This window comes from Haloferax sp. Atlit-48N, from assembly GCF_003383015.2.
Taxonomy (GTDB): domain Archaea; phylum Halobacteriota; class Halobacteria; order Halobacteriales; family Haloferacaceae; genus Haloferax; species Haloferax volcanii.
Window position 1 is genome coordinate 792,225 of sequence record NZ_CP137689.1, and the last position, 14,659, is coordinate 806,883.

Below are 14,659 nucleotides of genomic sequence, written 5' to 3' on the forward strand. Positions count from 1 at the left end.
GCGTGTCACACAAATTTCCATCAGTAATAAATCTGGATAGCAAATATTATCTAATAGCATTGCTTGGTGTATCGTACGATGAGCACTACGGAAGCAGTCGAACGCGAGTCCGAACCCGACGCAGACGACCGCTGGGCGTCGGTTCGGGACATGCCCCCGAGCGCCAAGTTGGTCGCGAAGATTCTCGACTACGAGGACACGCTCACCCAGAGCCAAATCGCCGAGGAGTCGCTTCTGCCCCCGCGAACCGTCCGCTACGCGCTCTCCCGGCTGGAAGACGAGGGCGCGGTCGACTCCCGGTTTTCGTTCTCCGACGCGCGCAAGCGCCTCTACACGCTCAACATTTAAATCCGAACGCGCGGCCACGTCGCCGTATGTCTTCGCCCGCTGCCGACGATGTCGGTCGCGCTCTCTCCGCGCTCGCCGACGCTGACGCCGATACCGGCGACCGACCCGAGTCGCGCCCGCCCGCCGCAGTCGTCGCCGAGGCGCGTGACGCCTTCCAATCGCTTTCCGCTGCCGCCCGCTTTCTCTCCGACGGCGGTGAACTGACGCTCCGCCGAGCGGTCGGTGAGGCCGCCCGACGCGGACACCACGACTGCGCGCGTCGCGGGCGGTCGCTCCTCGCGGACCTCGACCGACTCCACGTCGCGCTCGCGGACGCCGGCGCAGCCGAGGCTCCGAACCGGAGTTCTCGCGCCGCCGAGGGGCGACCGCGGGACGCCGACCACTTCCGCTCCGGTCGCACAACCGTTTTCAGCGGCGGTGGCGAACCGAGTGATAGATGACACGGGTGATACACACCGGCGACACCCACATCGGGTATCAGCAGTACCACTCGCCGGAGCGCCGCCAGGACTTCCTCGACGCCTTCGAACGGGTCGTCGCGGACGCGCTCGACGGGGACGTGGACGCCGTCGTCCACGCGGGCGACCTCTACCACGACCGCCGTCCCGAACTCCCGGACCTCCTCGGGACGCTCGCCGCGCTCCGCCGCCTCGACGACGCCGGGATTCCCTTCCTCGCCATCGTCGGCAACCACGAGTCGACCCGCGGCGGGCAGTGGCTCGACCTCTTCGAGCGCCTCGGACTGGCGACGAGACTGGGGCGCGACCCCCACGTCGTCGGCGACGTGGCGTTCTACGGCCTCGACCACGTGCCGCGCTCCCGACGCGACGAACTCGACTACCAGTTCGACTCCGTCGACGCCGACCGCGCGGTGCTCGTCGCCCACGGGCTGTTCACGCCCTTCGCGCACGCCGACTGGGAGACCGAAACCGTCCTCGCCGAGTCGAACGTCGACTTCGACGCGGTCCTCCTCGGCGACAACCACGTCCCCGACACCGCCGAACTCGACGGGACGTGGGTGACCTACTGCGGCTCGACCGAGCGCGCGAGCGCGAGCGAGCGCGACCCCCGAGGGTACAACCTCGTCGAGTTCACGCCCGACGCGGTCGACATCCGCCGGCGAACCCTCGAAACGCGCCCGTTCGCGTTCGTCGAGGTCGACCTCGCCGGCGACGAGGGTATCGAGCGCGTCCGCCAGCGCGTCCGCGAGTTCGACCTCGAAGACGCGGTCGTCATCGTCGAACTGCGGGGCGAGGGCGAAACCGTCACGCCCGCGGCGGTCGAGTCGTTCGCCGTCGAGGAAGGCGCGCTCGTCGCCCGCGTCAACGACAAGCGCGACATCGACGACGACGGCGACTTGGCGACCGACGTGACCTTCGCCGACCCCGACGACGCGGTGCGCGAGCGGGTCCGCGAGATGGGCCTGTCGAGCGCCGCCCTCGACGTGGACGAGACGGTCCGCGCGAGCAAGGTCGCCGACTCGAACGTCCGCGACGAGGTGCGCGAGCGCGTCGAATCGCTCCTCTCGGACGACCCGGACGCCTTCGTCGCCGCCGAGCGCGAGAGCGACGCCGAAGCCGAGGAGTCGGAGAGCGTCGAGGACGCGGCGGACGGCGAAGACGCGGCGGCCGTCGAAGACACGGCCGAGACGGCCGCTGAAGCGGCGACCGACACCGACACCGAGACGACGGCCGACACCGACTCGGAGACCGCCGCGGACCCCGCGGCGAGCCGCGACAGTTCGCTGGGTGATTTCGCGTGAGATTCACCCGAATCGCCATCCGGAACTTCAAACCCTACGAGGACGCCGAACTCGACCTTCGAGACGGCGTCACGGTCATCCACGGCGTCAACGGCAGCGGCAAGTCGTCGCTCCTCGAAGCGTGTTTCTTCGCGCTCTACGGCTCGAAGGCGCTCGCGGGGACGCTCGAAGACGTGGTGACGACGGGCGCGGACGACGCCGAAATCACGCTCGAATTCGTCCACGACGGCGGCGAGTACCGCATCGACCGCCGGGTTCGCGTCTCCGGCGACCGCGCGACCACCGCCAAGTGCGTCCTCGACGGCCCCGAGGGAACCGTCGAAGGCGCGCGCGACGTTCGCCGGCACGTCGCGTCGCTCCTGCGGATGGACGCCGAGGCGTTCGTGAACTGCGCGTACGTCCAGCAGGGCGAGGTCAACAAGCTCATCAACGCGACGCCGAGCCAGCGCCAGGACATGATTGACGACCTCCTGCAACTCGGAAAGCTCGAAACGTACCGCGAGCGCGCCGGCAACGCCCGGCTCGGGGTCGAAGACGTGCTGACGAAAAAGCGGAGCGTCCTCGAAGACGTCGAGTCCCAAATCGAGGCCAAGGAGGACGCGGACCTCCACGCGACGCTCAACGCGCTCGAATCCGAGCTCGACTCCCTCGACGAGGAGATTTCGAACTACGAGAGCCAGCGCGACAAGGCGAAGTCGGCGCTCGACGCCGCCGAGGCGACGCTCGACGAACACGCCGAAAAGCGGGAGCGACTCGACGAAATCGAGTCGGCCATCGAAGACCTGACCGCGAAAATCTCCGCCGACGAGACGAAGCGCGACGACCTCTCGGAGCGCGTCCGGGAATTCGACGCCGCCGCCGACGAACTCGAATCCGACATCGACGACGCCCTCGCCCGGGCGGACCTCGACGACGCGAGCGACGAGGCGATAGCCGACGCGCGAGAGGCGCTGTCGGCGCGCGAATCCGAACTGCGCGACGACCTCTCCGAGGCGCGGACGCGGGCGCAGGCCTTCGAGACGCAGGCCGAGCGCCTCCGCGAGCGCGCCGACGACCTCGAATCGCGCGCCGAGGAGAAACGCGAGGCCGCCGAGGCCGACGCGGAGACCGCCGCCGAGGCCGAACGAGAACTCGAATCGTTCCGCGAAACGCGCGCGGAGCTTCGGTCGGCGCTCGACGACGCCGAAGCGCGGTTCGAGGACGCCCCCGTCGAACTCGGCGAGGCCGCCGACCTGCTCGAAGAACGACGCGAGGCGCGCTCCGAGGCTCGCGAGTCGCTCGCGGAGACGGAGACCGAACTGAAGAACGCGCGCGAGCGCCTCGCCGAGGCCGAGCGCCTCCGCGACGCGGGCAAGTGCCCCGAGTGCGGACAGTCGGTCGAGGGGTCACCCCACGTCGACGCCATCAGCGAGCGCGAGGCCGCGGTCGAGTCGCTGGAGGCCGACCGCGAATCGCTCGAATCGGCAGTCGAGTCGCGCTCGGCGGCCGTCGAGGCGGCCGAGGCGCTCGTCGAGGTCGAGACCCGCGCGAGTTCCCGGCGCGACAGACTCGACCTCGTGGACGAACGCATCGCCGACCGCGAGGAGACCGTCGAGAACCGCCGCGAGGCCGCCGAAGAAAAGCGCGAGGCCGCCGCGGAACTCGACTCGGAGGCCGAGGAGAAACGCGAGGCCGCGACGACGCAGGCCGAGCGGGCCGAGGAGGTCGCGGAGACGGTCGATTCGCTCGAATCGGACCTCGACACCCTCGACGACCGGCGCGACCGGCTCGACCGCGTCGAATCGCTGGTCGATACGCGGGCCGAGAAAATCGACGCGCGGGACCGGCTCCGCGAGAAGCGCGAGACGCTCGCAGAGGTGAACCGCGAGCGTCGCGAACACCTCCGCGAGCGTCGCGAGCGCCGAGACGAACTCCGCGAGACGGTCGACGAGGAGGCGGTCGAGGGGGCGAAACAGCGCAAGAAAAACGCCGCGGCGTACCTCGAACGGGTCGAAGACGAGGTGCTTCCCGAGTTGCGTGAGAAGCGCGATGACCTCCAGAGTCGCGTCGGCGGCGTCGAGGCCGAACTCGAACAGTTGGACGACCTCCGAGAGCGCCGCGACCACCTCGCCGAGCGCGTGGACGCCCTCGAATCGGTCCACGACGAGGTCTCGACGCTCGAATCGACCTACGGCGACCTCCGGGCGGAGCTTCGACAGCGCAACGTCGAGGTGCTCGAACGGATGCTCAACGAGACGTTCGATCTCGTCTACGCCAACGACGCCTACTCGCGCATCCGACTCGACGGCGAGTACGGCTTGACGGTGTTCCAGAAGGACGGCACCGCGCTCGAACCCGAACAGCTCTCGGGCGGCGAGCGCGCCCTGTTCAACCTCAGCCTCAGGTGTGCAATCTACCGACTCCTCGCCGAGGGCATCGACGGCGCGGCCCCGCTCCCGCCGCTCATCCTCGACGAGCCGACGGTGTTCCTCGACGGCGGCCACGTCTCGCGGCTGGTCGACCTCGTCGAGGACATGCAGAGCCGCGGCGTCAAGCAGATTCTCATCGTCAGCCACGACGAAGACCTGGTCGGCGCGGCCGACGACCTCGTCCGCGTGGAGAAGAACCCGACGACGAACCGCTCGACGGTCGAGCGGACCGACGCGCCGATAGTCGAAGGCGCGCTCGCGGACGACTGAGGGCGGTCGGCTCCGCCGCGATAGGAGGGCGGTCGGCTCCGCCGCGATAGCCTACTCGCGTGCGCCGTTCGCCCGCAGTAATTCGACTCCCTCTTTCGCGGCATCGGTCGCCTCGTAGCCGCGCTCCCCGTAGACCGTGGCCTCGACGACGAGGCCGGCGGCCCGGAACTCGGTTAAGAGACCGTGGAGGTCGCTCTCGCAGAGGTCGTAGGCTCCGAGGAGGTCGACCACGGGGAGCGGCCCGCGGTCGACGAGGTCGACGAGCAGGCCCAGTCCGCGCTCGGTCGGGACCGCGACGAGGATTCGGCGGACCGGTTCGGGGACGGCGCGCGCGGCGGTTTCGAGCGGGGACTCGCCGCTCACGGCTTCGAGGTCGTCGTTCGGCAGGTGCCGCTCCTCGCCGGTCTCCGGGTCGCGGACGCGGCTGGCGTCGCTCGACTGCTTGACGAGGAGATACGTCCGGCCGTCGGGTCCGCGGACGGTTCGCATACGTCCCGGCGAAGGGCGCGGCGACTGTTAGCGGTTGCGCTCGGGGGCGTCTTCGCGTTCGTCATCAGTTCCCGACGCGTCGTCGCTCTCGGCTGAGTCGCCGTCGTCCGCGTCATCGCCGTCGCTGTCGTCGCCGTCGTCGTCCCGCCACTCCCCTCGCTTGAACTCTCGGTAGATGGAGTGGACGCGGACGAGCACGACCGCGCCGAACAGAAACAGGCCGCCGCCGAGGAGCGTATCGCCGCGGAAGTAGACGAGCATCGGCCCCACCGTGAGTCCCGCGAGGCCGACGTTCGCGAGCACGACGCTCGCCCAGAACAGCCGGGCGGCCTCGGGATTCACGTCGGGCGAGAACTCCGGCGCGTCGTCGCCGCCGTCGCCGTTGGAGTCGCCGTCGTCGCCGGCGTCCTCACCGGGGATGCCGACGCGGGGAATCGTCGGGAGGTCCTTCTCGGGGTTCCCCCAGCGGGTTTCCGGGTCCCAGCGGGCCTCGGGGTCGCCCCACCGCTTTTCGGGGTCGATCTCCGAGGCCATGTCCGCCGACGGACGCTCCGCGTCGTCGTCTTCGTCGGCCGCGTCCGTGGCTGTTCCCTCGCGTCGCTCGTCGTCCGTCACGCTCGCGTCGAGACGCCGTGCCGAGAAAAAGTGTCCGTTTCGGCCGAGTCAGGCGCAGTCGTCGAGGCGCATCGAACTCGAGGCCTCGACCCACGCGAGTGGGTTCTCCGCGTCGTAGAACACCACGCCACCGTCGATATCGTAGGATTCGACCGTCTCGGCTCCCGTCGGACCAGTCGGTCCGTCGCCGTCGATCGTGCCATCCCACCGCTCCGGAGTTGCGTGGTCGGTCATATCGTGTGACAAGGAATGTCATACATGGATAAATGTCTTTCCGTGGTTCCGGGTGCGGTTCGCGGAAACGCCGGGGTTTTTAGCCGCGCCGCCGAAGCGATTGCCATGACGCAGACGGGTCTGACCGACTTCGGGGGAAACGACGCCGACGGCGCGGGCGACGCGCGGCCTGACGAGGAGGCCGCCATCGTCGCCGGCGACGCCGGCCAGCACGTCTCCGACGTCGTCGACACGGACGAGGTGCGGTTTCCCGACCCGGACGGGACGGTCGAACTGGCCGTCACGCAGGTCGATTACACCATCGAGGGCGCGGGCCGCGACGAGTACCCGGTGATTCACATCTTCGGCCGGACGGCCGACGACGAGACCGAACACGTCCGCGTACTCGGATTTCGGCCGTACTTCTACGCCCCCACCGACAGCCTCGACGACGGCGACCTCGACAAGGACGTTATCACCGGCACCGAGGACGGCTACGAGAGCATCCGCGGCGAGGAGCTGACGAAGATTTTCGGCCGCACCCCCCGCGACGTCGGGCAGATTCGCGACGAGTTCGACCACTACGAGGCGGACATCCTCTTTCCGAACCGCCTGCTCATCGACAAGGACATCAAAGGCGGCGTCAGCGTCCCCGAGCGCCGCCTCGACGACGGGACGATTCAGATTCCTCACCAGGAAGTCGCGCCCGCGGAGGTCGACGCGAACCTCCGGGTGAACACCTTCGACATCGAGGTCAACGACCGGAACGGCTTCCCCGAGGACGGCGAAGAGCCGATTATCTGTCTGACCAGCCACGACTCCTACCGCGACGAGTACGTCGTCTGGCACGCCGTGGCCGACGAGGGACTCGGCAAGCGCCCCGACGCGTTGCCGAACTACGACTTCCTCGGGGAGGACGGAGACGTGGAGGTCAGGACGTTCGACGAGGAGGCCGAGATGCTCGACGCCTTCCTCACGTACATCGAGGAGACCGACCCCGACATCCTCACCGGGTGGAACTTCGAGGACTTCGACGCGCCGTACTTCCTCGACCGCTTGGAGGAAGTCGACAAGCGGACCGACCTGAACCTCGACTACAACCGCATCTCGCGGCTCGGCGAGGTGTGGCGCGGCGGCTGGGGCGGCCCGGACATCAAGGGTCGCGTCGTCTTCGACCTGCTGTACGCCTACAAGCGCACCCAGTTCACCGAACTCGAATCCTACCGCCTCGACGCGGTGGGCGAACTCGAACTCGACGCGGGCAAGGAGCGCTACTCGGGCGACATCGGTGACCTCTGGGAGGAAGACCCCGAACGCCTGCTCGAATACAACCTCCGCGACGTGGAGCTGTGCGTCGAAATCGACCGGAAACAGGACATCATCGCCTTCTGGGACGAGGTGCGGACGTTCGTCGGCTGTAAGCTCGAAGACGCGCCGACGCCCGGCGACACCGTCGACATCTACGTCCTCCACAAGGTCCACGGCGAGTTCGCGCTCCCCTCGAAGGGGAAACAGGAGTCGGAGGACTACGAGGGCGGGGCCGTCTTCGACCCCATCACCGGCGTCAAGGAGAACGTCACGGTGCTCGACCTGAAGTCGCTGTACCCGATGTGTATGGTGACTATCAACGCCTCGCCGGAGACGAAAGTCGACCCCGAGCGCTACGACGGCGAGGTGTTCCGCGCACCCAACGGGACGCACTTCCAGCAGGAGCCGGACGGCATGATTCGGGAGATGGTCGACGAACTCCTCACCGAGCGGGAGGAAAAGAAGTCGCTTCGGAACTCCCACGACCCCGGCTCGTCGGAGTACGAGCAGTTCGACCGCCAGCAGGCCGCGGTGAAGGTCATCATGAACTCGCTGTACGGCGTGCTGGGCTGGGACCGCTTCCGCCTCTACGACAAGGAGATGGGCGCGGCGGTGACGGCGACCGGCCGGAAGGTCATCGAGTTCACGGAGCAGGCGGCGAACCAAATCGGCTACGACGTGGCCTACGGCGACAGCGTGACGGGAGATCGCCCGGTCGTCGTCAGAGACCCCGGTGGGACTGTTCGAATCCTTCCTATCGAGGACTTGTTTGCCCGCGGAACGACTGAATCTGAGGTACTCATCGCTGCCGACGGGGACGTCGTCGCAAGTGCCACTCCCGGGAAGACTCGCCGAGCGCTCGACGGGTGGGACGCCCTCTCTGTGAACGAAGTTGGAGAGGCGGAGTGGCAACCGATTGCGCAGGCGATTCGCCATAAAACGGACAAACCGGTGGTGAACCTCCAACACAAGTTCGGTGAGTCGACGACGACGAGAGACCACTCGTACGTCGTCCCCGGTGAAGACGGCCTCACAACTGTCTCTCCGGACGACGTGGCGGAGCCGTATCGCGTCTCCGGGGTACCCGATGTCGAGCCTATCGAGCAGGTCGACGTCTACGAGGTCCTTCGCGGGTACGAACGCGAGTACGAGGACGGGCGGAGCGTCGGGAGCGATAATTCGATAACGAAGCGGAAACAAATCCACGCGGACGACGAGTATGTCTGGTTCGGCCACGAGCACCACCGAGACGTCGACTCGACCGTCAAAGTCAAACGATTCGTCGATATCGACAGCGAAGATGGTGCAGCACTCATTCGGCTCCTCGGTGCGTACGTCTCTGAAGGAAGCGCATCCACTGGCGAGACGGCGACGTCGAAATTCGGGGCAAGTATCGCTGAATCCGACCGTGAGTGGCTAGCCCAACTCCAGCGAGATTACTCTCGACTGTTCGAGAACACGACCGCCGGTATCATTACGAGCGACCGACGAGCGGAGCGAACCGTCGAGTATCAAACGGACACAGGCGGTGCGTCGGTCACGTACAATGACGAGACGCTGAAACTGCAGATGATGAACGAACTCGCTGCTGTGTTCTTCCGCGAGTTCGCAGGGCAGACGTCGCGTGGTAAACGGATCCCCTCATTCGTCTTCCACCTTCCTGAGGAGAAGCAAGACTTGTTCCTGACGTTGCTCGTCGAAGGCGATGGGTCTCGCGAATTCCCACGATACACCGAAGCGTACGCACAGCGAAACTTCGACTTCGAGACGACGAGCCGAGAACTTGCTGCCGGTCTCTCGATGTTGCTCACGCAACGGGGGCAAAAACACTCGCTCAAGTATCGGGACAGCAAAGACTCGTACACTATTCGGACGTGTAGCACCTACCGGGAAGGCCGAGACCCCGTGCTGACCGAAGTCGACCACGACGGCTACGTGTACGACTTGAGCGTCGAAGAAAACGAAAACTTCGTCGACGGTGTTGGAGGTATCGTCCTTCACAACACCGACTCCGTCATGCTCGAACTCGGCCCGGACGTGTCGAAAGAAGAAGCCATCGAGCAGTCGTTCGACATCGAGGAGCACATCAACGCCGCCTACGACGACTTCGCGCGCGACGAGTTGGGCGCGGACGAACATCGCTTCCAAATCGAGTTCGAGAAGCTCTACCGGCGGTTCTTCCAGGCGGGCAAGAAAAAGCGCTACGCGGGCCACATCGTCTGGAAGGAGGGTAAGGACGTCGACGACATCGACATCACGGGCTTCGAGTACAAACGGTCGGATATCGCACAGATAACCAAAGAGGTCCAGAAGAACGTCATCGACATGATCGTCCACGGCGAGGACACCGAGGTCATCAAAGACTACCTCCACGACATCATCACGGACTTCGAGGCGGGGAACCTCCCGCTCGAACAGGTCGGCATCCCCGGCGGCATCGGCAAACGCCTCTCGGCGTACGAGACGCCGACCGCGCACGTCCGCGGCGCGCAGTACGCCAACGCCTTCCTCGGGACGAACTTCGGCCGCGGGTCGAAGCCGAAGCGGGTCTACCTCAAGAAAGTCCACCCGTCGTGGTTCCGCGAGATGGAGTCCAGCGAGTTCGACCCGCAGGTCGACGACCGCTACCGCGAGTTCAAGCGCGACCCCGACGTCATCTGCTTCGAGTACGCGGACCAGATTCCCGAGGAATTCGAAGTCGACTGGGAGACGATGCTCACCAAGACGCTCGAAGGGCCCATCTCCCGCGTTATCGAGGCGCTCGGGATGTCGTGGGACGAGGTGAAAAGCGGACAGGAACAGACCGGCCTTGGGAGCTTCATGTGACCGCTCCCGTCACCGACTAACGAAACCATATTCGGTTACATAGTCGCCGGAACCGTAACTTCGTTCGGCTGTCCGAAACCCGGACGCGTGTCGCGAATCGGTGTGATTCTTTGCGGATTTGAAAACAAATTTTCTTTCTACAAAAGGTGGCGGGGGTGAATGCGCAAGCATTATGGGCGATACTCCCCACCTTTCGAGTACGAGGCAACGAACCAACGATGGCAACTCTCGAGATTAAGAACCTCCACGCACGAGTCGCGGAGGAAGACGGTGAGCAGATTCTGCGAGGTGTCGACCTGGAAGTCAAATCCGGCGAGATCCACGCGCTGATGGGTCCCAACGGGTCCGGCAAGTCTACGACTTCTAAAATCATCGCCGGGCACCCCGCCTACGAAGTAACCGAAGGCGAAATCCTCCTCCACCTGGAGGACGACGACTTCGGCGACCTCGAAATTCCGGACGACGCCCGCACGTGGAACCTTCTGGAACTGGAGCCGAACGAGCGCGCCGCGCTCGGCATCTTCCTCGGCTTCCAGTACCCCGCGGAAATCGAGGGCGTCACCATGACGAACTTCCTCCGCACCGCGCTCAACGCGAAGATCGACGAGCGCGAGGAGCTCCTCTTCGGCGAGGACGACGACGAGGAAGCAGAAGAGGAAGCCGGCTACGACACCTCCCCGATGGAGGGTAACGTCGACGACGACGAAGTCGGCGTCGCCGAGTTCCAGCAGCTCCTCAAAGAGAAGATGGAGCTTCTCGACATGGACGAGAAGTTCATGCAGCGCTACCTCAACGCCGGTTTCTCCGGCGGCGAGAAGAAACAAAACGAGGTCCTTCAGGCCGCGATTCTCGAACCGTCGATTGCGGTGCTCGACGAGATCGACTCCGGTCTCGACATCGACCGCCTGCAGGACGTCTCGAAGGGTATCAACGCGCTGCGCGACGAGCAGGGCACGGGTATCCTCCAGATCACTCACTACCAGCGTATCCTCGAATACGTCGAGCCGGACCACGTCCACATCATGCTGGACGGTAAGGTCGTCAAGAGCGGCGACGCGTCGCTCGCGTCCGAGCTCGAAGACAAGGGCTACGACTGGGTCCGTGAGGAAGTGTACGAAGCCGCGTAATCCCCCAACATCATGAGTTCCGACCAAGACCACCTCAAAGAGACAGACACGGAAGCTCGCTTCGAGTTCAAGAAGGAGCAGAAGGCCGCGTTCGTGGCCGAGAAGGGTCTCAACGAAGAGACCATCCGCGTCATCTCGGAGGACAAAGACGAGCCCGAATGGATGCTCGAGCGCCGCCTTCGCGCGCTCAAGCAGTACCAGAACATGCCGATGCCGACCGACTGGCCCGGCCAGCCTGACCTCTCCGAGGTCGACGTGGACGAAATCGTCCCGTACATCCGACCCGACGTGGAAGTCCGCGGCGGCGTCGACGACTGGCGCGACCTGCCGGACGACATCAAGGACACCTTCGACAAACTGGGTATCCCGGAAGCCGAGAAGAACGCCCTCTCGGGCGTCGGCGCCCAGTACGAGTCCGAGGTCGTCTACCAGAACATGCAGGAGCGCTGGGAGGAGAAAGGCGTCGTCTTCATGAACATGGACCAGGCGGTCCAGGAGCACGAAGACATCGTCAAGGAGTACTTCATGACGAAGTGCGTCCCCCCGAGCGACAACAAGTTCGCCGCGCTTCACGGCGCCATCTGGTCCGGCGGCTCGTTCGTCTACGTCCCCGAGGACGTGACGGTCGAGATGCCGGTGCAGGCGTACTTCCGCATGAACTCCGAGGGCATGGGCCAGTTCGAGCACACGCTCATCGTCGCGGAGAAGGGCTCCGAAGTCCACTACATCGAGGGCTGTTCGGCCCCGAAGTACTCCGCGTTCAACCTCCACTCCGGCGGCGTCGAAGTGTTCGTCGGCGAGGACGCCCACGTCCAGTACTCGACCGTCCAGAACTGGTCGAAGAACACCTACAACCTCAACACCAAGCGCGCCATCGTCGAGAAGGGCGGCCGCATGGAGTGGATTTCGGGCTCGATGGGCTCGAAGGCCACCATGCTCTACCCGGCGTCGATTCTGAAGGGCCGCGGCGCGTCGGACAACCACATCACCATCGCCTTCGCGGGCGAGGGCCAGAACATCGACACCGGCGCGAAGGTGTACCACAACGCCCCCGAGACGAAGTCGACCATCGAGTCGAAGTCCATCTCGAAGGACGGCGGCCGCACGAACTACCGCGGTCTCGTCCACATCGCCAACGGCGCGAAGAACTCCTCGACCGCGGTCGAGTGTGACGCGCTCATGTTCGACAACGAGTCCACCTCGGACACGATGCCGTACATGGAAATCAACGAGTCCACGGTGGACGTCGCCCACGAGGCGACCGTCGGCAAGATCGGCGACGAGGACATCTTCTACCTCCAGTCGCGCGGTCTCGACGACGACGACGCGAAGCAGATGATCGTCTCCGGGTTCATCGAACCCATCACGGAGGAACTGCCCATCGAGTACGCGGTCGAACTCAACCGACTCGTCGAACTCGAGATGGAGGGTAGCCTCGGATAACCAATGAGTGCGCAACTTCCCGCGAACCTGTCCGCAGAGACGGTACGAGAGATTTCGGACGCACGGGACGAGCCGGAGTGGCTCCTCGAGGCCCGCCTCGAAGCCCTCGAAGCACTCGACGCGCTCGAACTGCCGGACGTCATCCAGACGCCCGGTCGCCGCTGGACCAACCTCGAAGCGCTCGACTTCGAGTCGCTCGTCGACCCGCTGAACCAGGCCGACGAGACGACCCGCGAGTCGCCCGAGGGCGTCGTCGTCCTTCCGTTCACGGAGGCGCTCTCCGAGTACGGCGACCTCATCGAGGAGCGCTTCGGGTCGGTCGTCGCTCCCGACACGAACTACCTCACCGCCCTCTCGGCGGCGCTGTTCACGACGGGCACGTTCATCTACGTCCCCGAGGGCGTCGACGCCGAGGACGTGAAGATTCGCGCCGAGATGAACTCTCGGTCGCTGTTCAGCCACACGCTCGTCGTCACCGAGGAGTCCTCGTCGGTCACCATCCTCGAAGCCATCGAGTCCGGCGACAGCGTCGACGACGCGCGGTACTTCTCGAACCTCGTCGAAATCGACGCGGGCGAGAACTCGTACGTCCAGTACGGCTCCCTGCAAAACCTCGACGAGGAGACGTACACGTACTCGCTCAAGCGCGCCGACGCCGACACCTACTCCACGGTCAACTGGATCGAGGGGAACCTCGGCTCGCGGCTCACCCGCAGCGACGTCGAGACCGAACTCAACGGCGAGGCGTCGGAGACGAAAATCGTCGGCGCGTTCTTCGGTCACGACGACCAGCACCTCGACGTGAACGCCCGCGTCTGGCACAAAGCCGAGAACACGACGGCCGACCTCGTGACCCGCGGCGTCCTCGACGACGAGGCGCGCTCGGTGTACGAGGGCGTCCAGGACGTCGGCCGCGACGCGTGGAGTACGAACTCCTATCAGCGCGAGAACACGCTGATGCTCTCGGACCAGTCCGAGGCCGACGCGTCGCCGAAGCTCATCATCAACAACCACGACACCGAGGCGTCCCACGCGGCCTCCGTCGGGCAGGTCGACGCCGAGGACCTCTTCTACATGGTCTCTCGGTCCGTCCCCGAAGAACAGGCCCGTAACATGCTCGTGGAGGGCTTCTTCGTGCCCGTCCTCGAAGAGATCGAAGTCGACGAGTTCCGCGACGACCTCGAAGAGCTCATCGCGGCGCGCCTGCGGTAGTCCGGCCTCCGCGGCGCGACTTCGCCGGGCGTTTTTTTCTCCGATCCCGTCGACCCGCGAGGGAACCGCTTAAGTCGGTTACTCCCGGAGAGGTGTGTATGTACGTCGCGGGACCGTGTCTTCGAACGTTGAGGGGGACGAGTCCATGAGCGTCGGCTATCAGGTCAGCTCGGACCACCAGCTCGCCCGACTCCTCCAGATCGGTATCGTCCTCGAAGAGGTCGTGGAGGCGCGCGCCTACCACCACCACGAGGAACTCGACGAAGACGCGCTCGACGAGGAGATTCGAGCCCTGCTTTCGCACGCCGCCGAGGAGTCCGCGGACCACCGCGAGCGCCTCGAAGCCGTCATCGACCGGCTGGAAGTCGACAGCGTCCCCTTCGAGGAGATAGAGGCGCTGGTCGAGGCCCAGTACGGCCAGACGAAGCCCGAGGACTTCGACGGCGTCCTCTACGACCAACTCTGCAACGAGGAGACCGCCTACAAGTTCTACGACGACGTCATCGAGGCCATCGAGGCGAGCGAGGCACAGTTCTCTATCGACCGCGAGGAACTCGTCGCCACCCTGTCGGCGATTCGCGACGAGGAGGCCGAGGGCGTAGAAGAAGTGACGCGAATCATGGAAGACCGCGAGTGAA

At 65.5% G+C, this 14,659-nt stretch carries 12 protein-coding genes; 8 read left to right on the plus strand and 4 right to left on the minus strand.

Annotation, left to right across the window (positions count from 1 at the left end):
- Positions 1-78 precede the first annotated feature (78 nt).
- Positions 79-348: a helix-turn-helix domain-containing protein gene (locus tag DEQ67_RS04375; protein ID WP_004044086.1), complete on the plus strand. Its 270-nt coding sequence runs from the start codon at positions 79-81 to the stop codon at positions 346-348.
- On the opposite strand, the gene DEQ67_RS04380 is transcribed toward DEQ67_RS04375, so the two are convergent.
- A complete protein-coding gene (locus DEQ67_RS04380; protein WP_233505985.1) occupies positions 345-791 on the minus strand; it encodes a hypothetical protein in 447 nt (148 codons plus the stop codon). The two genes, DEQ67_RS04375 and DEQ67_RS04380, sit on opposite strands and share 4 nt — an antisense overlap.
- On the opposite strand from DEQ67_RS04380, the gene mre11 reads away from it, so the two are divergent.
- A complete protein-coding gene (gene mre11, locus DEQ67_RS04385) occupies positions 785-2,110 on the plus strand; it encodes a DNA double-strand break repair protein Mre11 (RefSeq protein WP_115891331.1) in 1,326 nt (441 codons plus the stop codon). The two genes, DEQ67_RS04380 and mre11, sit on opposite strands and share 7 nt — an antisense overlap.
- Positions 2,107-4,788, plus strand: coding sequence for a DNA double-strand break repair ATPase Rad50 (gene rad50 / locus DEQ67_RS04390; protein WP_115891330.1), 2,682 nt, complete (start codon positions 2,107-2,109; stop codon positions 4,786-4,788). Before mre11 ends, rad50 begins: the two co-directional genes overlap by 4 nt.
- 51 nt (positions 4,789-4,839) lie before the next feature.
- Here rad50 and DEQ67_RS04395 read toward each other — a convergent pair whose 3' ends face one another.
- From DEQ67_RS04395 to DEQ67_RS04405, 3 genes are read right to left on the minus strand one after another with little or no spacing between them, the layout of a single operon-like run.
- The gene (locus DEQ67_RS04395; RefSeq protein ID WP_115802308.1) at positions 4,840-5,277 is read right to left on the minus strand and encodes a DUF7346 family protein; all 438 of its coding nucleotides are present in this window, start codon (positions 5,275-5,277) and stop codon (positions 4,840-4,842) included.
- A 27-nt stretch (positions 5,278-5,304) separates the two neighbouring features.
- Positions 5,305-5,892: a DUF7322 domain-containing protein gene (locus DEQ67_RS04400; protein ID WP_115802309.1), complete on the minus strand. Its 588-nt coding sequence runs from the start codon at positions 5,890-5,892 to the stop codon at positions 5,305-5,307.
- 48 nt (positions 5,893-5,940) lie between these two features.
- A complete protein-coding gene (locus DEQ67_RS04405) occupies positions 5,941-6,126 on the minus strand; it encodes a DUF7331 family protein (RefSeq protein ID WP_004044080.1) in 186 nt (61 codons plus the stop codon).
- A gap of 105 nt (positions 6,127-6,231) precedes the next feature.
- Here DEQ67_RS04405 and DEQ67_RS04410 point away from each other — a divergent pair, with 105 nt between their 5' ends.
- The 5 genes from DEQ67_RS04410 to DEQ67_RS04430 all read left to right on the plus strand — a co-directional run bounded on the left by DEQ67_RS04410 (position 6,232) and on the right by DEQ67_RS04430 (position 14,658).
- A complete protein-coding gene (locus DEQ67_RS04410) occupies positions 6,232-10,239 on the plus strand; it encodes a DNA polymerase domain-containing protein (protein ID WP_115860233.1) in 4,008 nt (1,335 codons plus the stop codon).
- A gap of 218 nt (positions 10,240-10,457) precedes the next feature.
- Entirely contained in the window at positions 10,458-11,366 is a 909-nt protein-coding gene (locus DEQ67_RS04415) for an ABC transporter ATP-binding protein (RefSeq protein ID WP_115891329.1), read from the plus strand.
- A 12-nt stretch (positions 11,367-11,378) separates the two neighbouring features.
- A complete protein-coding gene (gene sufB / locus DEQ67_RS04420; RefSeq protein ID WP_004064302.1) occupies positions 11,379-12,809 on the plus strand; it encodes a Fe-S cluster assembly protein SufB in 1,431 nt (476 codons plus the stop codon).
- A 3-nt stretch (positions 12,810-12,812) separates the two neighbouring features.
- Complete coding sequence (sufD, locus tag DEQ67_RS04425; RefSeq protein ID WP_004044076.1) at positions 12,813-14,021, plus strand: Fe-S cluster assembly protein SufD; 1,209 nt, start codon at positions 12,813-12,815, stop codon at positions 14,019-14,021.
- Between the two features lie 145 nt (positions 14,022-14,166).
- Positions 14,167-14,658 carry a hypothetical protein gene (locus DEQ67_RS04430; protein WP_004064301.1) on the plus strand — a complete coding sequence of 164 codons (492 nt, stop codon included), beginning with the start codon at positions 14,167-14,169 and terminating at the stop codon, positions 14,656-14,658.
- Position 14,659 lies beyond the last annotated feature (1 nt).

Bases quoted from the DNA above. Each gene is read 5' to 3' on its own strand.
- DEQ67_RS04375 (WP_004044086.1), top strand. From the start codon at position 79: ATGAGCACTACGGAAGCAGTCGAACGCGAGTCCGAACCCGACGCAGAC.
- mre11 (WP_115891331.1), top strand. From the start codon at position 785: ATGACACGGGTGATACACACCGGCGACACCCACATCGGGTATCAGCAG.
- DEQ67_RS04395 (WP_115802308.1), bottom strand. From the start codon at position 5,277: ATGCGAACCGTCCGCGGACCCGACGGCCGGACGTATCTCCTCGTCAAG.
- DEQ67_RS04405 (WP_004044080.1), bottom strand. From the start codon at position 6,126: ATGACCGACCACGCAACTCCGGAGCGGTGGGATGGCACGATCGACGGC.
- DEQ67_RS04410 (WP_115860233.1), top strand. From the start codon at position 6,232: ATGACGCAGACGGGTCTGACCGACTTCGGGGGAAACGACGCCGACGGC.
- DEQ67_RS04415 (WP_115891329.1), top strand. From the start codon at position 10,458: ATGGCAACTCTCGAGATTAAGAACCTCCACGCACGAGTCGCGGAGGAA.
- sufB (WP_004064302.1), top strand. From the start codon at position 11,379: ATGAGTTCCGACCAAGACCACCTCAAAGAGACAGACACGGAAGCTCGC.
- sufD (WP_004044076.1), top strand. From the start codon at position 12,813: ATGAGTGCGCAACTTCCCGCGAACCTGTCCGCAGAGACGGTACGAGAG.
- DEQ67_RS04430 (WP_004064301.1), top strand. From the start codon at position 14,167: ATGAGCGTCGGCTATCAGGTCAGCTCGGACCACCAGCTCGCCCGACTC.